The organism is Acetatifactor aquisgranensis (genome assembly GCF_943193215.1).
GTDB classification, from domain to species: domain Bacteria; phylum Bacillota; class Clostridia; order Lachnospirales; family Lachnospiraceae; genus Acetatifactor; species Acetatifactor aquisgranensis.
Genome location: NZ_CALPDH010000038.1, coordinates 1 through 25,612, shown reverse-complemented (window position 1 = coordinate 25,612; position 25,612 = coordinate 1). Strand labels below are relative to the sequence as shown.

Below are 25,612 nucleotides of genomic sequence, written 5' to 3'. Positions count from 1 at the left end.
GCAGGGCGGGCAGCAGGATATGTTGTCTGTCCTGTATTTTTTTCTGTTTTGTTGAAAAATGCGTAATCCATGCGTAAAGGATAAGTATAAAATAAAAAAGGAGATGGGAAACTTATGTTAATTGCAATCGACCATGGGAACAAACAAATGAAAACAATCCACTGTCCGCCCTTTGTGTCCGGGCTGGCAGAAAGTATCACGAAACCTTTCGGCAGTGACATCCTGGAATATCAGGACAGGTTTTATACACTGTCAAACCAGAGGATTCCCTATAAGAGGGATAAGACGGAGGATGACCGTTTCTTTATCCTTACGCTGTTTGGGATTGCGGAAGAAATCCTTGCCGAAGAAGGATATGGAGAGGAAATTATGCGGATCAGTCTTGCAGTCGGTCTGCCGCCGGCGCATTATGGAGCGCAGAACAAAGCTTTTCTTCAGTATTTTTCTAACCGGGGAATTGAAAAGTTTCGTTATCGCGGAAAGCCCTATACGATTTATATTGAAGATGTGCGATGCTATCCCCAGGCTTTTGCGGCAGCGGTGACCATGATGGACAAGCTGATTGGAAAACCGAGAGTGCTGATCATTGATATCGGTGGATTTACGGCAGACTATCTGATGATGCGTTCCGGCCGGGCAGACCTGACAGTATGTGATTCTTTGGAAAATGGTGTGATCCTTCTGTATAACCGGATACGGACAAAAGCCAACGCTGAATTTGATATTTTGCTGGAAGAGGCGGATATTGACGGCATCCTGAAAGACGGGGAAAGTACCTATTCCCCGGCAGTTGTTTCTCTGGTAGAAAAGCTGGCACAGGGTTTTGTTAATGATCTGGCAAACAGCCTGCGGGAACGTATGCTGGATCTGATGTCCGGCATGGTAGTCTTTGTGGGAGGCGGAGCAATCCTGCTGCGCCGGCATATTGAAGCATCCAGAAAGGTGGGGAATCCCCTGTTTGTAGAGGATATCAGTGCCAATGCAAAGGGGTATGAATTTCTTTACAAAGCAGAAACTATAGGCAGGTGAGCCTATGAGTGTAAAAAAGGATCGGGAACGGTTCAGCATTAAGTTTAACGAGAATGATCCGTCTCATGATGCAGTGATACGCCTGCTGGAGCAACAAGGTCCCCATAGAAAGGCACAGTTTATTGTGAATGCAGTTCTTCATTATATAAACTGCGAGAAGACACCGGATATACTTTTTCCACAGGCAATCGACAGAGAATCCATTGAAGGGATTGTTATGGAGATCCTGAACCGTAATAGGAACGGATACGAGAAAAAAGGCAGGGCGGAGGATACGAAAGCAGAACTGAAAGAGGAGCAGATAATGTCTGAACCGAAAAAAATGAAAAACGGAGAAGGAGTACAAAAAGAAGTAGATCCGGTTACATTGGCATTGATCGCAGATACAATGTCAGCATTTCGCAGCAATTAAAAACAGGGAGGTGTTATTTGGCTCCCTGTGTATCCTGGCATTCCAGTGCTGCAATAAAGCTGTTGATGATATCTTCCAGATGTTGATAATGGATTGGTGATAAATTTGAGATTTTGGAAATTAAAGTGGAATGGTCACAGGCATTTATTTCGCCAAGGAGCAGATAATCGGTGCTGATTCCCAGTGCTGAGCTGATCCGTATAATATTTTCCGGGCGCAGTGCTTTTTTACCTAATTCCGCAGAAGAAACAGTTTGCGGAGTAATACCAGCCTTTTCTGCCAGCTCTTCCTGTGTCATACGCAGCTGCTTTCTACGGCTTAGTATCCGATATCCAACCTGCTTTAACAAATCGTCCATTTGCTCACCTCCATGTTATGGCTTAATTTTATCTGCTATAACATAAATAATTAAGCGATTATGGTTGATAAAACTCGTCTATAACATGTATAATGTACAGTAAAAGAAAAAATATAGGGAAAATATAGAGGCTGATGATGCACATTGAAAGGAGGATGTGAGATGTTAAATGATGTGTGGCAGAAGATGGCCCAGTTCCTAGGCAGCCTAAACGGGGAGAACATAGGAAGGAGAAGCTATGTGCGTACCCCAGAATATGAAAAAACACTGGAAATATGGAAAGAGAAGGAATCTGAATGGGAGGAGCTTTTGGAAACCTTATCCGCAGGACAGCGGGAGAAGGCAGAAGAAATGAAGGAATGCCAGGAAGATTTGGCTTCTGCTCAGGAGAAACGTGCCTATATACAGGGGTATGCAGACTGCATTCAGGTGCTGTACCACATGGGAATTTTGAAAGAGAATAAGGGGCTTAAATGGGTGGAGGAGATGGATGTAAAGTGAGCAGATATATTCATAACAGCATAAATATAGCAAGTATAAGTGCTGCTGTCTGATATAGGTTGACTTTTAGCTGTTGTATGTTATGATTTGTTCCAAATCATAACATACAAGCGGAAAAAGAACAAAATCTACATTTAGGAGATGAAAAAACATTTTGGTCTTGTGAGATTTTTGTGACATTTCCCTGATACAATAAATACGGAAAGGGAGTGAGTGCATGAGGCTTTTAGTAGTTGAAGATGACCGCCTTTTGAATAATACGCTATGCTACAATCTTTCTACGGCTGGTTATATCGTAGATGCTGCCATGACAAAAGCAACGGCGATCAGCTTTTGCGAAACGCAGGACTATGACCTGATTGTGCTGGATGTCAACCTGCCCGATGGAAACGGCTTTGATTTTTGCGAACAGATCAAAGAACGCCGCCCAGATACTGCAGTAATCTTCCTGACGGCCAACGATATGGAAAGTGATATGCTGAAAGGGTTTGAGCTGGGGGCAGATGATTATGTAACAAAGCCCTTCCCGATCAGCGTGTTCCGCAAAAAGGTATCGGCACTGTTGGGACGCATCCGGAGGCAGACAGGCGGCGACTGCTACACGGATGGCGCTCTGTCGATCAACTTTTCAGAAATGACTGCCGACCTTGACGGAGAACCGATTACATTCACGCCGCTGGAATACCGTCTGCTCAAGGTGATGGTGAGAAATCCGCAGATTGTCCTGACCCGCCAGACGCTTTTGGAAAAACTGTGGGACGCAGACGAAAACTATGTGGATGAACATGCTCTGACGGTTGCAGTCAGCCGTATCCGGGGAAAAATTGAAGTGGACGGCCTGCAATATATCAAGACTGTTTATGGTATGGGTTATATGTGGATCGGAGGGCTGAAAAAGTGAATGGTCTTTCTGCTAACCGAGCCTGTGGAATAGGAGCAGCTTTTTTAGGAACAATTTCGCTGATTGCCATGATTGCGGCAGTTCTGCTTACCAGAAATCTGATTATTGTCTGGCTGTGCCTGCTGTATATCGTATTGGTGCTTACCTGTGTGATCCTCTTTGTGGCATTCCTCCGCCGCAAACTGGTTCTATTTTCGGACAGCCTTTGCCGGACGATAGACGATATGCTGAATGGAGCAGCCCAGCCGCCGCAGGTCTGCGAGGAGGAAAGCCTGTTTTACAAAATCAATCACCGGCTGCTGCGCCTGTATGAAGTCATGCGGGAGAACCAGGAGAGCGTGGCAAAAGATCGGGCTGACTTGCAGGAGTTGATCTCCGACATATCCCATCAGGTGAAAACGCCCATTGCCAATCTCCAGATGGTAAACGCCACCTTGCTGGAACAGTCTATGTCAGAGGAAAAACAGCAGGAGTTTTTATATGCATCCAGCGGCCAGCTTGATAAGCTGGATTTTCTCATGCAGGCCATGATCAAGACCTCCCGGCTGGAAACCGGCGTAATTTCTCTGGACAAAAAGGCGCAGCCGCTCTATGATACGCTTGCGGCATCGCTGGGCGGTATTCTGCTGAACGCCGAAAAGAAAAATATCCGTGTCAGCGTAGATTGTCCGCCAGACATAGTGCTGGCCCATGACCGGAAATGGACGAGCGAGGCTCTGTTCAATATCCTGGACAATGCAGTGAAGTACACCCCAGAAAGCGGTACAATCTGCGTTACCGTCCAGAGCTGGGAGTTCTATATAAAAATCGACATCACGGACAGTGGAAAAGGAATTGCGGAGAACCGGCAGGGCATGATTTTCAAACGTTTCTATCGGGAAGAAGAAGTCCACGATGCTCCGGGAATCGGGATCGGGCTGTACCTGGCCCGCGAGATCATTACTATGCAGGGCGGCTATATCAAGGTATCTTCCGCTGTGGGATACGGCTCTGTATTTTCCATATTCCTTCCCTATGGTTAAAATTCCGGAAACGGGAGAGTGAAAGATTATATCATCCAAACTCGTTTTCCTTATTGGACGTGGTATAATTCCCAACGATGAAAACGCTTTGATGGAATTTACCATTTATTCTGATGTGGGGGAAAATGACCTTCTGGACTGGGGAATGGCAAAAACAGTCTGTGTAACCGTGGTGGATAATTATCCGTTAGATACGCTTCCGCTTGATTCTACACCGGAATACTTATTTTTTATGGTGATTCCATGGTCAATGAACGCTGATTTTGACGGATTAACGGGACTTACTAAATCAGGTCTGACTTTTTGGACAGATACGCCTACGCAGACAATGGCGCAGATTCAGTCTGAAATTACAGATGCGGGGATTGCCTATGATTATACGCTTATAAATCTATCTTCCGCAGTTGATCTGTTCCGGAGCATCACTTTTGTTGTAGATGTGTTTATTTACGCCTTTGGAGCTATGATTTCATTGATTGCGGTTGCAAATGTATTTAATACGATTTCAACAAACATCCGCATCAGGAGGCGGGAACTTGCCATGCTGCGTTCGGTTGGAATGTCGGAACATGGTTTTAACCGGATGATGAATTTCGAGTGTTTCTTTTATGGATTGCGCACGATTCTGTTTGGAGTGCCGATTGCAGGTATTCTTTCATGGCTGATTTATAAAGGGCTGGTTACGAATGAACAGCTTGAAAGATTTTCGTATCGTTTTCCGTGGCAAAGCATGATAATCAGCATATTAGGTGTATTTTGTATTGTTTTTATTACAATGTTGTATGCTACCAGCAAAATCAGGAAAGAAAATATTATTGATGCACTTAGAGATGACATGGCTTAGCAAGGATGGGAAATGTTATTATTTAGAAATATTTTCTGCCATTTTGCAGGCAGCTTGATAGTCTGGCTGCAAGATGGCATAAGGAGTATATTATGTGGCAGTTTGCATTTTTTGTATTTTTTGTTTCAGTCTGCATATTCGCAGGAATTATGTTTCATGATTCCAGAACATTATGGAGTGGAGCCTCGTTTTTGATTATGATGATGTGTCTGGCGATATTTTTGTTGTTTGTCTTATACCAATGTTCAGAATGGCTGGCAGCGCATGCTTTAGTGATTGGAATACTGATTGTTATGTTTGTTTTAGCAGTAGGCAGTGTGGCTTTGTTTCCAGTGGCTTTGATTCTTGTGTTCTTTATAGAAGGGGTAAGAGTTATTAGACATGAAGGAATAAAACCGACAAATCTATTATCAATGTTGTTTTCTGTTCTGTTATGTATTTATCTGGCGGTCTGGCCGGTAATTGGAAACTTGGGAAAGAATACATTAGGTACAATGCTGTATAAAATTATTAGTTTCATAGTAGTATATATATTGTTGGTGCTGGCAGTGTATTCACTTTCCGCAGTGCTCAATCTTCTTCACTTAAAAAAGAAAAGAAACGCAGATTACATTATTGTACTGGGGGCAGGAATTATTGGAAGCAGGGTTACGCCGTTACTTGCAGCACGGATTGAAAAAGGAATAGAATTGCTGTGCTATAATCCAAATGCTGTACTGATTATGTCTGGCGGACAAGGTTCAGGAGAGGATATTCCAGAAAGTAAAGCTATGGCAGATTATGCGATTGATAAAGGCGTAAGTGCGGAAAAAGTCATTTTGGAACAGAAATCTGTGTCCACGGAGGAAAACCTACGGTTTTCGAGAAAACTGATAAATAAACAGAATCCACAAATTATAGTTGTCACAACTGCTTATCACATGTTCAGGGCGTTAATACTGGCAAAGAGGCAGGGAATAAGATGTGTGGGTTTCGGTTCTAAAACAAAATGGTATTTTACACTGAATGCTTTTATCCGGGAATTTGTTGGATATTTAAGTCTGACATGGAAAAAGCATATTCTTGTGATTGGAATAAATGTATGTATTGTAATAGCAGTGTATAGATTTAAGTAAAAACAATGAATATAACAGTCATTTCACAGTGCATGGGTATGACATTGAAGTGAAGGACACCCTGATTGCGGAAGCGGTAGGGAAATGCGTTTTGTAATAGATTGCTCGGACTTATTATGAGGGAGCAGGAACGGTTCGGAACGACAGATGAGCCGTGAAAAAATGACAACAATGGATTTGAAAAAAGAGCGTAAATGGAATAGAGCAGAATTTTTATCAGAACAATGTATCAACGAACAAGTATAACAGGAGCAAGGCACAGTATCAAATGACAGCGGCCTGACCACGTGGTACAAAGACAAGACATTGGAAGAATGGGCGTTGACAGCACCAAAATATACAGATCCGGCAACGGGTCTCTCATGGTATGTTATAGACGGCAAACAGCCATATATGACAGGGGAAGATACTGAAAAATTTTGGGAAATGTGCAAGGAGACGGGAGAATATCCGGTGAAAAAATTTGCGGAAATGACAGGAATGATACAGTACCTTGATGATAATACGGTTGCTTACGTGGGTGATAACGTTACCGTAATCAAGTTAAAGGACGGGAAGAAACTGGAGATTGATACTTCATCCATGACATATGACATGATCATGAATATGTTCAAGAATCTGCCGAAAAGCGGGAATTACTTTGACAGCTCATATTAGCAGAAGAATATCCAGAAAGCTATGTTTTCCTCAGAGCAGTGATGCTTTACATATTCCCCCATAGATACACTGACAAACACAGGGGTTCAAGTATGAAAGGAGAAAATCATGAAATCGCAGATGATTCCAAAGCAAGCATATATTCCGCCGTTTGACTCTCAAGCAATCAAGGTTCAGCACATTGAATATTTTGACCCGCCCTATCAGGAATATCATGGAGAAAAAATCACAGAACAGGTGATAGCGGAGGTCTTAAAGAAAATTCCCAGTGGAATCAATATTTATTTATTCTTAGACCCATGCGGAGAGGATAATTGGCTTGAAGTAAACTGTGACGGCAAATGGATCGCAATCTGGTTTTGGGGCGATTTGGGAGAAAACACTTATTTTTCTTATAATCCTGCATTTGTGGATACTGCCGGCCAGGTCAGCAAAATGGATTTTTCAGACAAAAGTATATATACAGATCTTAAAAGCGGAGGTCAGTCGCCGATTGCCAAAATTCATGCGCTTACCGATATTGAAACGGGTATCAAGGCAGTTGAATATTTTATTCGGACAGGGGCGTTTTATCCAGGAATTGATTGGCTCCATGAGTACATATAGCTGTGCCTGCTATCAAGCGCCGCAAAGTACACGCCGGAGGGCGGCATCGACATCGGACTGCACCTGGCCCGTGAGACCGTCACCATGCAGGGTGTCTACATCAAGGCCACTTCTTCGCTGGGACAAGGCTCTATGGTTTCCATATTTCTGCCCCGCAGATAAAGTTTCAAAATCCAGCCGCTTGTAACATTTCTGTGACAATTGCCTGTTACAATATTAGCCTTGTAAATAATTTAGATTAGGAGGAACCAATCATGGGACTGTTTTCCAGAAAACCGAAAGCGCCGGAGTACGATCCGGCAGACTGCGCGGCGAAGAAAAAACGGCTGCGGGAGATTTTTAACGAAACTGTGAAGGATGGCGACAGCTACGAAGTTCTCTACGCCTGTATGTATTCTTCCAAATTTGAGGAAGGATTTGTCTTTGATACTAATACTACCACGTTCTGTTTCTATGTTATGGGCTACCGGCGAAGTGATTTTTGCATTGTGCTGATCCAGGTGGACAGTGCGCTGGAGAACCACTCGGAGGCGGTGTTCCTCGATATGGACAGTATTGTCAATGTGTCTTATGACCCTAAGATCACCAAAGCCTGTCTGGAGTACAGAAAGGACTACGGCAGTTTTGGGGAACTGCTGGACATTGGCGGCACCAGCAGCAAAACCATGTATGGCCCCAAGAACATCCATCAGCCGGAAGAAAAGGAACGGTTCCTGGACTTTTTGGAGGCTTTCCGGGCCAGATTGGAGCAGAAGGGGTATAAGCTGGATAAATGGAAACGGTAAACTGGAATTTGGAGGTATAGAAATGGTTGACGTAAATATGCCTAACACATTACTCGTAAATGGAAAAGAATATAAGATTATTGGGCTTTTGGGAAAAGGTAAAGGCGGTTATTCTTATTTAGCAAGCGATGGAGAGCAACAGTATGTTTTAAAGCAGATACATCACGAGCCATGCAGTTATTATCAGTTTGGCAATAAGATTCAGGCAGAGATAAATGATTATAATAGACTGAAAAAAATTGGTATCAGAATCCCCGAAATGATAGATGTTGATATAGTGAATGAAAGGATTTTGAAAGAATATATCGAGGGCAGAACCATATATGAACTTGTAAAATCTGATTGTATGAAAAACGAATACATAGAACAGATAAAAGATATGTGCAGTCTGCTCTATCCCGCAAACACCAACATTGATTATTTTCCCACAAATTTTGTGGTGCAGAACAGATTGATATATTATATTGATTTTGAATGTAACGATTATATGGAAGAATGGAATTTTGAAAATTGGGGGATTTTGTACTGGTCAAAAACAGAAGAATTTCTGAAATATTTGGCTGAACATTCGCAATGATAAATTCCAGTTTGTTGAGTGATCAATCTACATGTTCAAAATTCAAACCAAGGGGGCTATTTGATGGAAACGCAATTTCCTTCCTTTTCGACATCTAAAACGCTTGTAAACATCGCTGCCTATTTTCTGTTGTTTTTGGCTGGAGATTTGGCGAACAGTATCATTTTTGACCGGCTTTTTTCACTTGTCAAATTCCAGAATGCAAGTTTCTATGTCATATTGAGAATGTTGGGCTGTACTTTTGTTACCGCGTTTCTCTTTTGGCTTTACACAAACAAAGCTCTGCATTTGAAGATGAGTGATTTCAAAATCACATGGAACATCCAAGGCTGGGGCATTCTTTTATCCACTCTCTTGCCTGCCTTTGTTGTCATTGTTTTTCTGGCCATTGGTAAAGCAGAAACACATATGCCTGCGCCCAGTGAAAGCGTCTTTATCGTAATCGCTTCTATGATTACCGCTTTAAAAGCCGGTGTGCTGGAGGAAATGTTGTTTCGCGGTTTCATCATGACGCTGCTTGAGCGAAGATGGAATCAATACGCTGCTATACTGGCGCCATCGCTCCTTTTTGGTTTGGCGCATATTCCGTCTATGGAATACTTTACGATTGCAGGTGTTTTGCTTTTAGTGATAAGCGGTACGCTGGTCGGTGTTATGTTTTCGCTTGCTGCTTATAAAGGAAATTCCATCAGCAATGGGGCGCTTATGCACGCTGTATGGAATTTTGTTATGGTCACAGACATACTACACATCACCACCGCAGAGGGAGCGTATGGCAATCCGATCTGTTCCGTTATCATTCCTTCGGACAATATATGGCTGACGGGAGGCGGATTTGGTGTGGAGGCTTCTTTGATTGCTGTGACCGGATATGCCCTTGTCTGCGCTTTTCTTACATTTAAGAAATAACCCTCAATCAAACGGCTGCCTTGAACTATTACAGTATTGTAACATTTCAAGGCGAAAAACCCAGCCATCTGTGACATTTCTGTGAGGATTGGCTGTTAGGATAACGGCATCACAGAAAGGATGGTGTTTATCATGAGCATTTTGCAAACAACCGATCTAAAAAAACACTACGGCACAGAGCCGAATGTTACAAAGGCGCTGGACGGCGTGACTCTCTCCATTGAACAGGGGGAGTTTGCCGCCATCGTGGGGACCTCCGGCAGCGGCAAGTCCACACTGCTGAACATGATGGGCGGGCTGGATGTGCCTACTTCCGGCAGCGTCAAGGTGAAAGACAAAGAGCTGGCCGGCCTGAAGGATGAACAGCTCACCATTTTCCGCCGCCGCAACATTGGCTTTATCTTCCAGAATTACAACCTTGTCCCCGTTCTGAACGTCTATGAAAACATCGTCCTGCCCGTGGAGCTGGACGGCGATACGGTCGATCAGAAGTTCATGGACGAGGTGGTGCGCCTGCTGGCTCTGGAGAATAAACTGAACAGTATGCCGAATAATCTTTCCGGCGGGCAGCAGCAGCGTGTGGCCATCGCCCGCGCCCTGGTCTCCAAGCCTGCCATCGTCCTGGCGGACGAGCCAACCGGCAATCTGGACAGCCGGACCAGCGCCGATGTGATGGGGCTTCTGAAAGTCACCAGCAGCAAGTTCCGCCAGACATTGGTGATGATTACCCACAACAACGAGATCGCCCAGCTTGCCGACCGCATTATCCGCATCGAGGACGGCAGGATTTCCCAGTAAGGAGGGCGCAGACATGAACGATATTTTATTCGGAAACAACAACGGCGCAGTCATGAAAAGACTGTCCGGCCGCTACTACAAGGCCAGCAAAAGCCGGAACATCATTGCGGTTATCGCAATCATTCTGACGACGATCCTGTTTACCACGATTTTCACCCTGGGTTCCGGCCTGCTGGACACGGTTCACGACCAGAACATCCGCAAGGCAGGCGGCGATGGTCAGGCGGCTCTGACCTATATCAGCGACGAGGTTTACAACAATGTGGCGGGCAGTCCCCTGATCGAACGCATCGCTTATGCAAAGGCAGTTTCCTACCGGCTGAAAAATCCGGGCCTGGAACGCTGGCGGTCTGACCTGTGGTATATGGATGATACCGCCCTGGAGTTTGCCCGCTATACCCCCACAACAGGCCGTCGGCCGGTCGCGGAAAATGAGATTATCGCAGACACAAAAACGCTGGAGGCTCTGGGCGTTCCGGCACAGGTTGGGGAAACGGTTTCGCTGACCTATGAGGTCAAGGGCATTGTGTATACCACAGATTTTACTCTCTGTGGCTTTTGGGAAACCGACAGTTTGAGCAACATCGGGCGGCTGATCATATCAAAAGCCTTTCTTGACGCTCATTCAGACATTCTGACCTATACCTACCCCGTGGACAACGACTATTCCGGTGTTGTGACCGCCTACATCATGTTTCAGGGCAGAGGCGATGTGGAAAGCCGTCTGCATCAGCTTCTTTCCGAAGCTGGCTATACCTGCGACACTATGGGCGGCAGTCCGGGGGACAGCAGTTATATCATTGCGGGCATCAGTCCCGCTTACCAGAGCGGCGCATTATCAGAAAACCCTGCCATGCTGATTTCCGGCATCGTGGGCGTTCTGCTGATTATCATAACGGGCTATCTGATTATCTACAACATTTTTCAGATTTCCGTCATTCAGGATATTCAATCCTATGGGCAGCTCAAGACCCTGGGTACAACACAACGCCAGATCCAGCGGCTGATTAACCGGCAGGCCATCAGGCTCTGTGCTGTCAGCATCCCCATTGGACTACTGATTGGCTTTGTGATTGGGCGTGCCCTGGTGCCGTTCCTGATGAATGGCACAACCTATACTGCCGACGCCGGGATTAGTGTGACGGTCAATCCGCTGATCTTCATTGGCTCCGCCGCCTTTGCCCTGCTGACCGTTTTTATCAGCGTCCGCAAGCCGGCCAAAATCGCCGGAACGGTTTCGGCCATTGAGGCCATCCGCTACACGGAAAACGACGCGGCAGCATTCGGAAGCCGCAAGGTCACGGACAAGAAGTCCACCCACGGCGCGAAGCTCCACTTCATGGCTCTGGCTAACCTGGGCCGCAACCGCAAACGAACCGTGCTGGTCATCGTGTCCATGACATTAAGCATTGTTCTGTTCAATACGGTATTTACCCTGTCCGGTGGATTTGATATTGACAAGTATATCGAGAAATTTTTGAATGTTGACTTTGTGATTTCCACTGCGGACTATTTCCAGTACCAGTTTGAAAAGAGCGAAGGCGATCTGACGGAGAGCTTTATCCAGGCCGTCCGGCAGAATGAAAACTTTGACGACGGCGGCAGGCTCTATACCTCCCGCCTTTTGGAAGAAAACTTTTCTACCGACCACGCCGCATTTACAAACTACAATAAAGACGAGAACGGAAATCCTTTTGTGGACATATACGGCGCAGATGATTTTGTTCTGAACACGATGGAGGCGGTAGAGGGAACCATCGACCTGGAACAGCTGAAAACAGGCAAGTATATCCTGTTGAGCGTGGAATGTACAGATGATGGAACGGTGATCGACAATCCGAATATCCATGTTGGAGATACCATCCAGCTGAACCATATCCGAAAGGACGGCCTCTCCGATACCATTGGGGAGAGCTATGAATTTACCATTATGGCAAAGGTCCGAAAAAACGAAAACACCACTACTACCCGCAATACCGGCGCTTCAAGACTCTATCTCCCTACGGAAATTTATCTGCCCCTCTGCGACCAGCCGCACCTGGTCAACTTCCCCTTCAACGTGAAGCCGGGGACAGAACCAGCTATGGAGGAGTTTTTGAAAAGCTATATCGACAGCGTGGAACCCAGTATGGACTTTGAGTCCAAATCGACCTATGTCAGCTCCTTTGAGGGCCTGACCTCCCTGATTATCACCATCGGCGGGGCGTTGAGCATCATCATCGGGATCATTGGGATTACAAACTTTGTCAACTCCGTTCTGACCAGTGTCATCACCCGCAAAAAGGAATTTGCCATGCTGCAAAGCATTGGCATGACCGGAAAGCAGTTAAAGCGTATGCTCTCCTTTGAGGGGCTGTACTATGCGGCGGGAACAATCATCACATCCGCCGTCCTGGGGGCTTTGTTCTCGGTGGTAATCGTAAGGGGCATTTCCAGTGGGATTTGGTTTTTCACCTACCAATTTGTCATGTGGCCCATGCTGGCGGTCTATCCGTTCCTGCTCCTTTTAACGGCTGCAATACCGGCGCTTATGTACCGGCAGATTGCAAAGGTCAGTATCATCGAGCGGCTGCATCAAAACTGAATGCTCGTCTGGAAGCCGGAGGCAGGTTGCCTCCGGTTTCCGAATGTCAGTCTATTTACTTTTTAAGATAGAATAAAACGAACGGAGGAGTTTTTATGAAACAGTTTTTATGTGGAATCCTGGCGTTGGCCTGTCTTGCAGGTCTGACCGCCTGTGGCGGAAAAGAAGAAACGCCCGCATCGGCTGCCAACGAGGGGACGGCACAGGAGCAGAGCCATATCTATACGACCCAGGTACAGTACACCGGCGAGGACGACCCTGTGCAATATCTGGAGATCGCGGCCCGCAGCGCCCATCTTCTTGCCGAACTGGAGGACAAAGCGGGGGCCTTCGTTGCGGACTTCTACAACTATCAGGCTATGGATGATGCGAGTACGCCGCTCTATACCATGAATGGGATGCAGTTTGCGGAGGAAATCGACCCTAACGGACGCTGTATTCGCGTGAGCAGGAACTACTTTGTGCATAACCCAATCGAAACCGCAGACGGCAGTGATTTGACGGGACAGTTTGTTTATGACGATCTGACGCTGAATCTCCTGGTGCCGGAAAAATATCGGGATATGGAAGATGATATTGTCGAAGCACATCGGGATCGCTTTTACTTTGAAAAGGTCGAAGCGGAAAACGCCTACAATCAGGAGGCCGGAATCAGTGAAAGAATGAATATTGCAAAAGAGGACCTAAAAATTAACATTATTTATGTAAAAGACGGTCAGAATTATTTTTCCTTCCGTTCAGACTGCGCCCAGCAGACTGGCTGTAAGGTGGAGGACCCCGTTGTGCAGATTTACACCGGCAATATCCATTGCAATTATGCCCACAGCTTTATGAGTCAGTGGGTCTATATTCCCTCGGAGGCGGAGAGTGCAAAGGAGGCTTATCGAGAAATCTCGGACATGATTCGCTCCTGCGGGGCGGAGGAAAGCGTACAGAAACTAAAGGCAGTTGTTATGGCAAATTCATAGGGGAAAGAGACACAGCAAATGAAACGATTATTTTTATTGGAAGATGATTTAAGTTTAATCAGCGGTCTGTCTTTTGCCGTAAAAAAAGAGGGATATGAAATAGACGTTGCCCGTACCACACTGGAAGCTGATACGTTATGGGTAAATGATAAATATGATTTAGTCATTCTGGATGTATCGCTTCCCGATGGTTCCGGCTTTGATTTTTGCAGAAAGATACGCCTGACTTCAAAAGTGCCTGTCATATTTCTTACTGCTGCTGATGAAGAAACAGATATTATTATGGGGCTTGATATTGGGGGCGATGATTATATTACAAAGCCTTTCAAGCTGGCAATATTTATGTCAAGGATTAACGCATTGCTCCGCAGGAGCGAGAATTTCAATACCGCTGTTACAGAACTGAACTCCAACGATATAAGCATAAGACTTCTAAAAGGAGAGGTTTATAAACGGGGGAAACTGCTTGATTTGACGGCGAGTGAATATAAATTGTTATGCCTGTTCATGGAAAACCCCGACCAGATACTTTCCCCGGAACAGATTTTAGGAAAACTATGGGATTGCAGCGAAAATTATATAGACAATAATTCTCTTACTGTTTATATCCGCAGGCTTCGTACAAAAATTGAGGACAATCCGGGAGAACCCAAAAGGATTGTTACTGTTCGCGGTATGGGCTACAAATGGAATACGGAGGAACCGGGGATATGATGAAAATATTTGCAAACAGAAAAATCAAAATCCTTTTTGCCAGTATGGTTTTCTCTATCGTGTTTTTTACGTTACTTTCAGTATTATTAGCGGCTTTTGCGGGTAGAAATGCGGCATATTACGTCATAATCTGCGGCGTATGTATGGGATCTGTCATATTGCTGCTTTGTTACGGGTATTTTAGGGAACAGCATAAAATCATGGAAAATGCCATATCGCAGATTACAGAATATATTTCCGGCAACAAAGACATTACCATTGAGTGTAACGACGAGGGCGAGCTATACAGGCTGTTCCATGAAGTTAATTCTTTGGTTGCAATCCTGAACGCTCATGCCGAGAATGAAAAAAGTTCAAAAAAATTTTTACGAGGTACCATATCGGATATTTCACATCAGCTAAAGACACCGCTTGCCGCCCTCAATATTTACAATGGCATTATACAGGGCGAAGCAAAAGAACAGGAACTTCCGACAATACAGGAATTTAGCCAGCTTTCCGAGCAGGAGCTTGACCGTATCGAAACCCTGGTACAGAGCCTTTTGAAAATTACGAAGCTGGACGCGGGTACGATTGTGTTAGAAAAGTCATTAGAAAATGTGTCCGAGCTTGCAGAGAATGTAAAAAAGCATTTCCTGTTTCGTGCCGAACAGGAGGGAAAAGAAATCTGCTTATCAGGCAATGAAGAAATCTCACTTTTATGTGACCGCAACTGGATAATCGAAGCAATCAGCAACCTTGTAAAGAACGCCCTTGACCACACTGAAAATGGCGGTATGATCCGTATTGAGTGGCGGGCGTTCACTTCTATTGTTCAGATTACCGTAAAGGATAACGGCAGCGGCATACACCCGGAGGACTTGCACCATATTTTCAAGCGGTTTTACCGCAGCCGTTTTTCTAAAGACACGCAGGGTATCGGGCTTGGACTGTCATTAGCAAATGCGATTGTGGAAGCCCATAATGGAACGATTGAAGCAGACAGTACATTAGGCAGCGGAACCTCTTTCACAATGAATTTCCTGATTCCTACAAAATTGTAGGCTGATTGTAATATTGGTGTAGGATTTTTCTGTTATAGTGGGGCTATCAAAACAGAAAGAGGTGTTTACACATGAACTTATTGGAAGTCAACAATATCTGTAAAACATATGGAAGCGGCGAAACTGCCGTACACGCTTTGAAAAAAGTGAGCTTTTCCGTTCCAAAAGGCGAGTATGTGGCTATCGTTGGAGAATCCGGCTCCGGAAAAAGTACGCTGCTCAATATGATAGGCGCACTTGATACGCCTACATCTGGAAAGGTAACGATTGGCGGCAAGGATATTTTTTCCATGAACGACCGCAAACTTACCGTTTTCCGCCGGAGGAATATCGGATTTATTTTTCAGGCGTTCAATCTTGTGCCGGAGCTTACCGTTGAGCAAAATATTATTTTCCCGGTGCTGCTTGACTATCAGAAGCCGGACAAAAAATATCTGGAAGAACTGCTTACTGTTCTTAATCTGAAAGAACGCCGTAACCATTTGCCGAGCCAGTTATCTGGCGGACAGCAGCAGCGTGTGGCAATCGGACGCGCCCTTATCACGCGCCCGTCGTTAATCCTTGCCGACGAGCCAACAGGAAACCTTGACACGCAGAACAGCAGCGAAGTCATTGCCCTGTTAAAAGAAGCGTCAAGGAAGTATGAGCAAACCATTATTATGATTACTCATAATAGGAACATTGCACAGAGCGCAGACCGAATTTTACAGGTATCAGACGGTGTGCTGACCGATTTAGGGAGGTGCCGCGAATGAAAAGCTATTTAAGCCTTATCCCGATTTCCGCAAAGGTTCACAGGCGGCAAAGCCGCATGACACGCATTTGCATTATTCTTGCTGTATTCCTTGTAACTGCAATCTTTTCTTTGCTGGAGATGTGGACAAACGGACAGATAACAGCAATGCGGAGTAATCACGGAGATTGGCATATTGTTCTTCAAAATATGCCAGAGGATAAAGCCGAACAGATTATAGATAATTCTGATGTGGCATACTCCTCATGGTATGATGTAATAAATGAAAATGCAGATTGCAACTATTATATCAACGGAAAAAATGTTGTGCTGTATGGCGTCGAAGAAGCCTACGTCACAGATATGATGAATTATCCGTTGGAAGGCTCCTACCCACAAAATGAAAAGGAAATTGCCATTAGTGCAGACGCAAAGGAGCTTTTCAAAGTCCAGATAGGCGATGATATTACTCTTAATACGCTCGCAGGCGATTTTACTTATACAATATCAGGATTTTATGAAGATGATGAGGAATTTAACGACATTATTGACGGAACCTGTATGTATATGTGCAAAGCTGCGTTTGATGAAGTGAGAAATTTGAATGGCATAGAACCTACATCTCAATTTTATATTCGGTTTCAAAGTGAGAACGGTTTGAAAAAAACGATTGCCAGTATAAAAGAGCAATATTCGCTCACTTCTGAAAATATTAGTGAAAACACGCCCGTTTTGAGCCTGTTAGGGGCGAGCAGCAATGAAAGCGTAAATGAACTCTACCCTTTGGTGATAGCTTGTTTTGTCATTATACTAATTGCAGGAATCTTTATGATTTCAAGCTGCATGAACAGTAATGTTGCCCAACGGACAAAATTTTTCGGAATGATGCGTTGCATTGGTGCAAGTAAACAACAGATTGTACGTTTTGTAAGGCTTGAAGCACTGAATTGGTGTAAAACAGCAATTCCTATTGGTTGTGCGTTAGGAACGGTAATTTGTTGGGTATCGTGTCTGATACTAAAATTTATCGTAAAAGGCGAATGGGTAGATATGCCACTATTTTCAGTAAGTATAAGTGGTATCCTCTGTGGGGTAGCCATAGGTATCATTACCGTGTTTATTGCAGCACAATCCCCGGCTAAACAGGCAGCAAAAGTTTCGCCCATAGCAGCAATATCCGGCAACGCAGAAACAAACAAAAAAATCGTCCATGCGGCAAATACAAGGCTTTTCAAAGTGGAAACTTCCCTTGGTGTCCACCATGCAACAGGAGTTAAGAAAAACTTAGTCCTTATGACAGGCTCCTTTGCCCTTACAATTATGCTTTTTTTGACTTTTTCCGCTTGTCTTGATATTGTTCACAGGCTGCTTCCATCAGTGAGTGATTTAACTCCGGACATTACGGTTACCAGTCAGGATGAGTCTAATTCCATAGATAAAAGCATATCAGAAGAAATTTCCGGAATATCGGGGGTAGAGTCTGTTTTTGGCATGATGTATAGCATGAGCTATCCCGCAGAAATTAACGGGAATATGTCAACGGTTGATTTATTTTCCTATGGAGATACCATGATGGACAACTTCAGGAAATCCGTTGTAAGCGGAAATATAGCAAAAGTGTATGGAAATTCTCAATATGTCATGGCAGTCTACAGTAACCATACAGGACTGGATGTGGGAGATAAAATAAAAATAGGTTCCGAAGAACTTGAAGTTGCGTGTGTTATGTCTGAGGGTGTGGGAAGCATCAGCGGTTCGACCGTTGTGGTATGTTCGGAAGAAACCTGCACACGTCTGATAGGCGAACAAGGCTATGCTATGGTAGGCATTGTATTAGAAAAAGATGTATCTGATGCAGCGGTAAACAAAATTTATGGACTGTCAGAAGGAAATGTAATTGCAGACAACAGAGAGGAAGATGATGAGATCAATGGTTCCTACTGGGTGTTCCGAATTGCGGCATACAGTTTCCTTGCTATCATTTCCTTAATAACCATTTTGAACATTATGAACAGTGTTTCAATGGGTGTGTCAGCAAGAATTAAACAGTATGGGGCTATGCGTGCTGTTGGTATGGGAAGCAGACAGGTTACAAAAATGATAACTGCTGAAGCAGCCACATACGCTGTCTGCGGTACGACTGTCGGAATTATACTTGGACTGCTGCTTCACTATCTGATTTACACAAAGGTTGTTATTACCCATTTTGGCGGCTCATGGAATATTCCCTTTACTACTATTGCCCTTGTACTTTTACTGGTTGTTTTTTCTTGTATTATATCAATTTATACTCCGGCAAAGCGTATACGCAATATGGCAATTACTGAAACTATCAATGAGCAATGAATGTAAGGTGAAAAGTCTTATATGTTAAATAGCACGCACGGTTTTGATTAGGGGTATGGGGAGTAATCTCCATACCCACTAGAGAAGATTCTTGCTCCTCTGCCGCCCTACTTCATTGTTGGAAGCTTCACAACAACAGTTACCCCATGAGGTTCTGTTTCGAAAAATTTGATCGTTCCCTTGTGGGCAGAAACAATCTGTCTTGCGATTTTCAAGCCGTTTCCATGAGGAATCCCGCTACCATTGCTTTGTGTGAAGCTAACACACTCTGCTGCGTTTAACATCCGTAAAGCAGTCTCGTCCATGCCTTTGCCAGAGTCCTGAACCATAAGTTTACACATTCTGTCAGTCAATTCAACCGAAACACAAATATGACATCCATCCGGATTGTGGGCAATGCTATTACCAATTAAGTTTTCCAGCATACGGGTAAGCAAAGTGTTGTCACCCTCAATTAGAATTGATTCAGCACCATCCCCTGCATAAAGGTCAATCACATACTGCTCGTCCAGATCGTTATTCATATAATCACTGATGACTTGCCTGGATAACTCAACCGGACTGACAGAGGTTTTTTGCAATGGCTGCATAGCATATTCCAGTCTTGACACAAGATTCAAGTCAATAATTAACTGCCGCAGCTTTTCCCCATGTTTACGAATTAAACCAGCCTGTTTCTGAACATCAGACGGAAGTGCGTCGTTGTCCTCGATTTCCCCGGCGTAGCCCAGCATGACCGACAACGGGGTGCGTATATCGTGGGAAATTCCACTGATCCAATCGGCGCGGGCCGTGTCTTTTTTGTGGAGCTGTTCACTGGCCCAGTTCAATTCCGCATTGATGTCCGTAAGCTCGCCGTGTTCCTCTAATTGAACCGGCTTACCCTGGGACATTGCGATGATACCTGTCAGAATGGGCTTTACCGCCTGTTCTACCCTGCGCGTGTTGCGCCACAGTAAAAACAGCATCAGTAAGATACTGACAAGAAATATGCCAAACACTGTGATGACCATAGCCCAAACATCGCCGGTTTCCATAGCAAAGTTGTATCGTTGCAGACTATTTACGGGATAGGCCAATACAAACAGTCCGGCTGGATGTTGCCAGACAAATACTGGATATTCCTGCAAGTACCATCTGCTGAATTGGGCAATCTGAGCGGCTGTATAAGAGCGGGGCAGATCATTCGGCATCTGTTCTTCCCAGATAACCGCGCCATCGTCGCTCAACAGCATGGCCCAGGCGTGGTTTTTGGACAGTATGCGGGACAAATCCGGTTCCGCCTCAATCACACCACTCACCTCTGACACCATAGCGGAGAGAGCAGATACCGACAAGTCGGGGGCAGAAGTACGGCAGTCAGCAATCACCCGGATTGCGACCGCAAGCGCAAGGTTCATCAACAGGAACAGCGCCAGAGCTGCGATTGTAGAAAGGAAATATTTCCGGAAAAACCTTTGTATCGGATTCAAAATGATCACCCCTTTACCACGAGTTTGTAGCCCAGGCCCTTGATGGTCAGGAGAGAGACTGGCACTGATGGAGTATCTTCGATCTTCTCCCGCAAGTGACGGATATGGGACATGAGCGTATTTTCATATCCTGTCCAGATTTCTCCGCAGACGGCCTGACATAGAGCGCCAATGGTGACGACACGCCCGGCATTCTCCGCCAGCTTCAGAAAAATTGCGTACTCCTTTCCGGTCAGAGAGAAAACCGTTTCGCCCCGGCGGACCTCCGCACGGTCTAAATCCACTGTGGATGCAGCAAGAATTACCGTCCGATTGCCGTCGGGATATGCCCGTTTCAAAATTGCGTTGACCCGCAGAAGAAGCTCCTTGGGCAGAAAAGGCTTGACCAGATAATCGTCTGCCCCCAGTTCCAGTCCTCGGCACCTGTCCTCGGCTTCTCCTTTAGCGGTCAGCATCAGGACGGGAATCCCGCTGATCTGACGGATTTCCCGCAGCAACTCAAACCCGTCCATGTCCGGCATCATCACATCCAGAATTGCCATTGCAGGCTTTTTCTTAAAAAATTCATCCAAAGCCGCTTCCCCGGAGGAAGCGGTTATGATCTGTGTAAATCCCGCCCGCTCAAAAATCGATCGGACCATAGCCAGCAGATCAAGCTCATCGTCCACAACAAGAATCGGTTTGTCTTTCACGCAGCACACCTCCCAACAGTTCCGACTGGGTGTATTATACCTCTTTTTTCATATCCTGCATAGGACAGCGTTCCAATCTCAAGGTAAATTCAAGTTTGCCGCAAGGTTCTCTCAAGGAGAAGGTGCTATGATAATGTCACAAACGACAAGGAGGTATTGCCAATGAATGACTGTATTATTGAGACGGCTGGACTGACAAAACTCTATGGAAGCCAGAAAAGCGTTTCCGACTTGAACATTCACGTCCGGCGGGGGCGGATTTACGGCCTGCTGGGCCGCAACGGAGCTGGGAAAACCACCACCATGAAAATGCTCCTGGGCCTGACGGCCCCCAGTTCCGGCGAACTGCACATTTTCGGTGAGGACATCCGCACCGCAGCCAGGGAAATTCTGCCCCGTGTGGGCAGCCTGATCGAGTCGCCGGGATTTTATCCAAACCTGACCGGAACGGAAAACCTGAAAATCTTTGCGGTGCTTCGGGATGTGAAACAGCATAACGCAATCCAAAACGCCTTGGAGCTGGTTGGTCTGCCCTATCGGGACAAAAAGCTCTATGCCCAGTATTCTCTTGGTATGAAACAGCGGCTTGCCATTGCCCTGGCCATCATGCACAACCCGGAGCTGTTAATTTTGGATGAACCCATCAATGGTCTGGACCCCATTGGCATTGCGGAGGTACGTTCCTTTATCCGGGAGCTGTGCGACGCCCAGGGCAAGACTATCCTGATCTCCAGCCATATCCTCTCCGAGATTGCGCTGCTGGCGGATGATATCGGGATTATTGACAAGGGGAAACTGCTGGAGGAAGAAAGCCTTGCAGAGCTGGAGAGCAGGAACGGCAAATACATCCGATTTATCCTTTCTGATGCGAATAGGGCATCCAGTTTGCTGGCCCGTCAGTTCAAGGCGCAGGACTATCAGATTGAAGATAAACACACGCTGTTCCTGATGGACACCTCCCTCCCCATGCCGGAGATGATCCGCTGTTTCGTGGAACATGATATTACTGTTTCCGAGGCCCATCTGTGCGAGGACACTCTGGAGGACTACTTCAAGAAGGTGACAGGAGGTGTTGGGATTGCTTAAACTGATCCAGTGTGAGTTTTGGAAACTGAAGCGGAAGCGGTTTGTGCTTCTGGTGGTGCTGGCAGCGTTTCTGTTTCCCCTTCCTGTGACGGCCGTAGCGATGACGCCCCGCATTATGGGGCGCTATGACACGAAAGCCGAGATTTTTGACGCGCTGTTCAGCTTTATCATGGGGTATGGCGTGCTACTTCTCCTGCCCTGCGTCATTGGCGTTCTGGCAACCATGCTGTTCTTTATGGAGCGGGACAATGATACCTTCAAAAGCCTGCGGACCATCCCGGTGACAAGCACACAGATGGTTTTGACAAAAATTATTGTGCTGTTCCTCATGGGTATCCTGTTTTCCCTCGCCTCCACATTCGCCACGATTTTGTGCGGCAGTGTGGTGGCGGAGGTGGGAGGTCTTGCTTACAAGCTGCTGGCGTCTGTTATGTTGGGAATCTTTATCACAGCCGGAACCCTGCCTTTGGTGGTTCTTGTGGTCTTTTTCAGCAGGACCTATATTTTCTCCATCCTTCTGTGTGTATTTTACAGTGTTTTGAGCCTGACGCTGGAGGGCCTGTATAGTATACTCCCTAAAGAGCTCTGCCTGCTGTTCCCCATTCCGCTGACAAATCTATGGTTTGCTGGTAATATGGCGGACCATGGCATTTCCATGAACCTGACGGAATTAGCGCACCTCATTCCCTCTACCTTTCAGACCGCTGCCACCTTGAGTGTTATGGCGATTTTGTCGGTACTGCTGATCGACCGCCTGTATAAGAGAAGGGGGGAATAGAAATGTTTCGGATGATTAAAACCGAGCTTTGGAAACTGAAACGCTATCATGTCCTGTGGGCCGGTGTTCTTTTGATGGCGCTGTCCGTCTTGCTGGCCCTGTTCAGCTCCACGGCTCAGGATGGCTCTGTGTGGACCTTTTCCTTTCTGGCGGAGCAGGTTATCAAAAATAATGCTACAACTATCTTTCCTGTATGTATCACCCTGATTACTGGCTATATGATTGCCAGGGAGGAAAAGGATGATACGCTGAAAAACATTGTGACGATTCCCGTTTCCTACCGCGCTCTGCTGTGTGGCAAGCTGGTGGTCGGCGGACTGGTTTCCGCCCTGTTCGGGCTGGCCTGCGCGGCGCTGACCGTTCTCGGCAATCTGATTGCGGGATTTCCGGGGCTTACTGTTCCCGCAGTGGTACAGACGGCAGTACAGATGAGCTTCAACTGTCTGTGCCTTTATATCGCCGTTCTGCCCATCATTGCGGTTTCCGCCTGTATTTCGGGAGGCAATATGACCGGCGTCATTATTGCCTTTGTTTACGGTTATGGCGGGATGTTCGCAGCCGGCAGTGTAAAATTGTCCAATCTTTATCCCATAACGGCCAGCCTGGGAATGATTGGATATCGAAGTTATGATGTCACCTGGAATACTCCGCTGTGCTGCGGAAGTATGGCTCTGATGATTGCGTTGACGGCGGTCATTCTCCTGACCATGAAGTCCGGCACAGATAGGCGGTGGTCTGCCAGGAAAAAAACAAAAACGCCCTTGAAAAAGGGTTGGTAATGGAGGATATGAGTATGAAATCTAAGAAAAAAACAGTGTTTGCCATCCTTGCAGCGGTCATAGTACTTTTGATTGCCGTCGTTGCGTTTACGGTTCCCTCATTGTTTGATGGCAGCAAAGCCACCATCTATTATACACAGATTGACAACAGCAAAATCGATGAAAACGACTCCAAGGGTGGTGTGGTCAATTTCAAGGGAAACCTCCCGTATTCCTATACGCTCACCTCTTATGATGAGAACGGGAAGGAAAAAGAGATTACATTTGGAACATCGAAAGAATTGCAGGACGGCGTGTTCATTTCCCAGGAAGTCGTGCCGGTGCGCGGTGTGACTTCTTGGGACGAAGTGCAGTATGAAGAACTGCCGGAGGCGGTGCGGAGTAAGTATGCCGCGCCAAAGGAATAAATGATTTCTGTTCGGGTCATCTGATGTCTAATGGAAAGGATTCAAAAGTGTGAAGGCAGTTGGTGAAATCCGAAGAATGGTTATTATGTCTTATTTGCGGAAACGAGACCCATAGTAAAATGTAGATACACCATGATACAAGAGGCAGGGAGATAATTCCCTGTATGGATTAAGGGGAATCGAATCCGTCCTGGTAGAGGAACATAGATATTTGTAGATTATTCAGCTGAAACTTATTTCATCACATAAGAACAGACATGGGCAATGTCTCCATGCAATCATAAAGAAGCCAGCGGAACAGATAGCAAAATCTGAGCGCTGGCTTCTTTATTTTTCGGAATATTATTTTTCGTTACTGCAGACAGTTACAGACAAGCGCTCAAGTTCAGGAATGGAGTCTGCTCTAATGAGTGCAGTAGCTGTGGATACAAGGACAGATAAAGCTTTTTCATCGCAAAGTGGGAGCAGCCTTAACAGCTCCTGGTATGTAGAACCGGTTCTGTCATGGTGATCCTGGAAAATACAATCATCCGCAGAAATATCCAGTAATCTGCAGATATGGTAGAAATTTTCGATGCTGGGTGAACAGCGGCAACGTTCCAGATCCTTTTGGAAGGATAGGGAATGTTCCAGTAATTCCGCACACTGTGCCTGCGTCAGATGTTTTTTCTTTCTGGCTTTCTTCAGCGCAGCACCGAAGACCTTGGCATCATTGATAGATAAAGACATTGTGGTCACCTCCTATAAGTAGTGTAGTGCCACACTTTATAAAAGTAAAAATGGTATAAACACTCTAAAAAGTAGAGTGATAACCTACTAAACACCCAGACATCTGGTGAACAAAAAAAACATGGTTCATCAGAGTCTTATTTGGGTGTCTTTTTTGTGCCATGGGAGAGGACGCATGGCAGACATTGGGGAATGGTCTTAAGCCGGGCATCGGCAGGGGAATTTCGTTAAAAAAATCATAAGTTTTTTGTGGGTAGAGAAGGACCTGAATGGTAGTGCATTGCGCTACTTTTTAGGGGAAGATAGAAAAGATTGGAAAAAGAACGATTATCTGGGGTGTAAAACGGGTAATGGTTCTTTTTGTATTACCCGATGCCGCTCACCTCCAATTCCAGATTTTGCAACTAAAAATCTGGAATTTTAGGAGGAAAAGCCATGTGGCATAAAAATAACGGAAAAAGCGAAACAGAAATTATGCAGAATCGTTTTACGGCGTATCTGGCAACTGCAGTGCAGCGCCGCAGAAATGATTATATACAACAGTTGGACAGGCGCCGGCAGATTGAGAGCCTCACCGAGGATTTCCTGTTTATGCCGGAATGCAGCATAGAGCAGGACATGTTTCTTGGGCTGCCCATTCTCATGCAGCTGGAGGACAGTGTGCTTCTCCAGGCATTGAAAGAGCTTAGTTGTAGCCCAGCAAACTAAAGTTCCTGTCTCCCGCACAAAAACGTCAAATTTAATTCTCAAGTGTCAAATACTATCTA

The 25,612-nt window shown here is 45.6% G+C and carries 28 protein-coding genes; 24 read left to right on the top strand and 4 right to left on the bottom strand.

Features of this window, described 5'->3' with window-relative positions; all coding sequences use genetic code 11:
- Positions 1 to 114 precede the first annotated feature (114 nt).
- The gene (locus NFS35_RS24110; RefSeq protein ID WP_251209607.1) at positions 115 to 1,029 is read left to right on the top strand and encodes a ParM/StbA family protein; all 915 of its coding nucleotides are present in this window, start codon (positions 115 to 117) and stop codon (positions 1,027 to 1,029) included.
- A 4-nt stretch (positions 1,030 to 1,033) separates the two neighbouring features.
- Positions 1,034 to 1,441: a hypothetical protein gene (locus tag NFS35_RS24105; protein ID WP_251209606.1), complete on the top strand. Its 408-nt coding sequence runs from the start codon at positions 1,034 to 1,036 to the stop codon at positions 1,439 to 1,441.
- 13 nt (positions 1,442 to 1,454) lie between these two features.
- Here NFS35_RS24105 and NFS35_RS24100 read toward each other — a convergent pair whose 3' ends face one another.
- On the bottom strand, positions 1,455 to 1,799 hold the full coding sequence (locus NFS35_RS24100) for a helix-turn-helix domain-containing protein (RefSeq protein ID WP_251209605.1): 345 nt from the start codon (positions 1,797 to 1,799) through the stop codon (positions 1,455 to 1,457).
- 162 nt (positions 1,800 to 1,961) lie between these two features.
- On the opposite strand from NFS35_RS24100, the gene NFS35_RS24095 reads away from it, so the two are divergent.
- The 17 genes from NFS35_RS24095 to NFS35_RS24010 all read left to right on the top strand — a co-directional run bounded on the left by NFS35_RS24095 (position 1,962) and on the right by NFS35_RS24010 (position 18,902).
- Positions 1,962 to 2,300 (top strand): DUF6809 family protein, encoded by a 339-nt coding sequence (locus tag NFS35_RS24095; protein ID WP_251209604.1) that lies wholly within the window; start codon positions 1,962 to 1,964, stop codon positions 2,298 to 2,300.
- 217 nt (positions 2,301 to 2,517) lie between these two features.
- Positions 2,518 to 3,201, top strand: coding sequence for a response regulator transcription factor (locus NFS35_RS24090; RefSeq protein WP_251209603.1), 684 nt, complete (start codon positions 2,518 to 2,520; stop codon positions 3,199 to 3,201).
- Entirely contained in the window at positions 3,198 to 4,223 is a 1,026-nt protein-coding gene (locus tag NFS35_RS24085; protein ID WP_251209602.1) for a sensor histidine kinase, read from the top strand. The genes NFS35_RS24090 and NFS35_RS24085 overlap by 4 nt, the downstream gene beginning before the upstream one ends.
- A 91-nt stretch (positions 4,224 to 4,314) precedes the next feature.
- On the top strand, positions 4,315 to 5,067 hold the full coding sequence (locus NFS35_RS24080) for an ABC transporter permease (protein ID WP_251209601.1): 753 nt from the start codon (positions 4,315 to 4,317) through the stop codon (positions 5,065 to 5,067).
- Between the two features lie 92 nt (positions 5,068 to 5,159).
- Positions 5,160 to 6,182, top strand: a complete 1,023-nt coding sequence (locus NFS35_RS24075) for a YdcF family protein (protein ID WP_251209600.1) — start codon at positions 5,160 to 5,162, stop codon at positions 6,180 to 6,182.
- A 453-nt stretch (positions 6,183 to 6,635) separates the two neighbouring features.
- The gene (locus NFS35_RS24070) at positions 6,636 to 6,839 is read left to right on the top strand and encodes a hypothetical protein (protein WP_251209599.1); all 204 of its coding nucleotides are present in this window, start codon (positions 6,636 to 6,638) and stop codon (positions 6,837 to 6,839) included.
- Positions 6,840 to 6,947: 108 nt separating this feature from the next.
- Complete coding sequence (locus tag NFS35_RS24065; RefSeq protein WP_251209598.1) at positions 6,948 to 7,445, top strand: hypothetical protein; 498 nt, start codon at positions 6,948 to 6,950, stop codon at positions 7,443 to 7,445.
- 254 nt (positions 7,446 to 7,699) lie between these two features.
- Entirely contained in the window at positions 7,700 to 8,230 is a 531-nt protein-coding gene (locus NFS35_RS24055; RefSeq protein ID WP_251209597.1) for a type 2 periplasmic-binding domain-containing protein, read from the top strand.
- A 22-nt stretch (positions 8,231 to 8,252) separates the two neighbouring features.
- The gene (locus NFS35_RS24050) at positions 8,253 to 8,807 is read left to right on the top strand and encodes a BUD32 family EKC/KEOPS complex subunit (RefSeq protein WP_325213808.1); all 555 of its coding nucleotides are present in this window, start codon (positions 8,253 to 8,255) and stop codon (positions 8,805 to 8,807) included.
- A gap of 63 nt (positions 8,808 to 8,870) precedes the next feature.
- Positions 8,871 to 9,716, top strand: coding sequence for a CPBP family intramembrane glutamic endopeptidase (locus tag NFS35_RS24045; RefSeq protein WP_251209596.1), 846 nt, complete (start codon positions 8,871 to 8,873; stop codon positions 9,714 to 9,716).
- Between the two features lie 132 nt (positions 9,717 to 9,848).
- On the top strand, positions 9,849 to 10,514 hold the full coding sequence (locus NFS35_RS24040) for an ABC transporter ATP-binding protein (protein ID WP_251209595.1): 666 nt from the start codon (positions 9,849 to 9,851) through the stop codon (positions 10,512 to 10,514).
- Between the two features lie 13 nt (positions 10,515 to 10,527).
- Positions 10,528 to 13,098 (top strand): ABC transporter permease, encoded by a 2,571-nt coding sequence (locus NFS35_RS24035; protein WP_251209594.1) that lies wholly within the window; start codon positions 10,528 to 10,530, stop codon positions 13,096 to 13,098.
- A 95-nt stretch (positions 13,099 to 13,193) separates the two neighbouring features.
- Positions 13,194 to 14,066, top strand: coding sequence for a hypothetical protein (locus NFS35_RS24030; RefSeq protein ID WP_251209593.1), 873 nt, complete (start codon positions 13,194 to 13,196; stop codon positions 14,064 to 14,066).
- A gap of 18 nt (positions 14,067 to 14,084) precedes the next feature.
- Positions 14,085 to 14,780 (top strand): response regulator transcription factor, encoded by a 696-nt coding sequence (locus tag NFS35_RS24025; protein WP_251209592.1) that lies wholly within the window; start codon positions 14,085 to 14,087, stop codon positions 14,778 to 14,780.
- Positions 14,780 to 15,823 (top strand): sensor histidine kinase, encoded by a 1,044-nt coding sequence (locus NFS35_RS24020; RefSeq protein ID WP_251209623.1) that lies wholly within the window; start codon positions 14,780 to 14,782, stop codon positions 15,821 to 15,823. Before NFS35_RS24025 ends, NFS35_RS24020 begins: the two co-directional genes overlap by 1 nt.
- Before the next feature lie 71 nt (positions 15,824 to 15,894).
- The gene (locus NFS35_RS24015) at positions 15,895 to 16,578 is read left to right on the top strand and encodes an ABC transporter ATP-binding protein (RefSeq protein ID WP_251209591.1); all 684 of its coding nucleotides are present in this window, start codon (positions 15,895 to 15,897) and stop codon (positions 16,576 to 16,578) included.
- On the top strand, positions 16,575 to 18,902 hold the full coding sequence (locus NFS35_RS24010) for an ABC transporter permease (protein ID WP_251209590.1): 2,328 nt from the start codon (positions 16,575 to 16,577) through the stop codon (positions 18,900 to 18,902). The genes NFS35_RS24015 and NFS35_RS24010 overlap by 4 nt, the downstream gene beginning before the upstream one ends.
- Before the next feature lie 107 nt (positions 18,903 to 19,009).
- Here the strand turns inward: NFS35_RS24010 and NFS35_RS24005 are convergent, their stop codons facing one another.
- Together NFS35_RS24005 and NFS35_RS24000 are read right to left on the bottom strand one after the other, a co-directional pair.
- Positions 19,010 to 20,374 (bottom strand): sensor histidine kinase, encoded by a 1,365-nt coding sequence (locus NFS35_RS24005; RefSeq protein ID WP_251209589.1) that lies wholly within the window; start codon positions 20,372 to 20,374, stop codon positions 19,010 to 19,012.
- A gap of 5 nt (positions 20,375 to 20,379) precedes the next feature.
- Positions 20,380 to 21,066 (bottom strand): response regulator transcription factor, encoded by a 687-nt coding sequence (locus tag NFS35_RS24000; protein ID WP_251209588.1) that lies wholly within the window; start codon positions 21,064 to 21,066, stop codon positions 20,380 to 20,382.
- Between the two features lie 162 nt (positions 21,067 to 21,228).
- On the opposite strand from NFS35_RS24000, the gene NFS35_RS23995 reads away from it, so the two are divergent.
- The 4 genes from NFS35_RS23995 to NFS35_RS23980 are packed head-to-tail and all read left to right on the top strand — an operon-like array spanning position 21,229 to position 24,116.
- Entirely contained in the window at positions 21,229 to 22,152 is a 924-nt protein-coding gene (locus NFS35_RS23995) for an ABC transporter ATP-binding protein (protein WP_251209587.1), read from the top strand.
- Positions 22,145 to 22,930: an ABC transporter permease gene (locus NFS35_RS23990; protein ID WP_251209586.1), complete on the top strand. Its 786-nt coding sequence runs from the start codon at positions 22,145 to 22,147 to the stop codon at positions 22,928 to 22,930. Before NFS35_RS23995 ends, NFS35_RS23990 begins: the two co-directional genes overlap by 8 nt.
- A 2-nt stretch (positions 22,931 to 22,932) precedes the next feature.
- Entirely contained in the window at positions 22,933 to 23,709 is a 777-nt protein-coding gene (locus NFS35_RS23985) for an ABC transporter permease (RefSeq protein ID WP_251209585.1), read from the top strand.
- Between the two features lie 14 nt (positions 23,710 to 23,723).
- The gene (locus NFS35_RS23980; protein ID WP_251209584.1) at positions 23,724 to 24,116 is read left to right on the top strand and encodes a YxeA family protein; all 393 of its coding nucleotides are present in this window, start codon (positions 23,724 to 23,726) and stop codon (positions 24,114 to 24,116) included.
- Between the two features lie 342 nt (positions 24,117 to 24,458).
- Here the strand turns inward: NFS35_RS23980 and NFS35_RS23975 are convergent, their stop codons facing one another.
- Positions 24,459 to 24,845, bottom strand: a complete 387-nt coding sequence (locus tag NFS35_RS23975) for a helix-turn-helix domain-containing protein (protein WP_251209583.1) — start codon at positions 24,843 to 24,845, stop codon at positions 24,459 to 24,461.
- A 435-nt stretch (positions 24,846 to 25,280) separates the two neighbouring features.
- Between NFS35_RS23975 and NFS35_RS23970 the strand changes: the two genes are divergently transcribed.
- The gene (locus NFS35_RS23970; protein ID WP_251209582.1) at positions 25,281 to 25,553 is read left to right on the top strand and encodes a hypothetical protein; all 273 of its coding nucleotides are present in this window, start codon (positions 25,281 to 25,283) and stop codon (positions 25,551 to 25,553) included.
- The last annotated feature ends 59 nt before the right edge of the window (positions 25,554 to 25,612 follow it).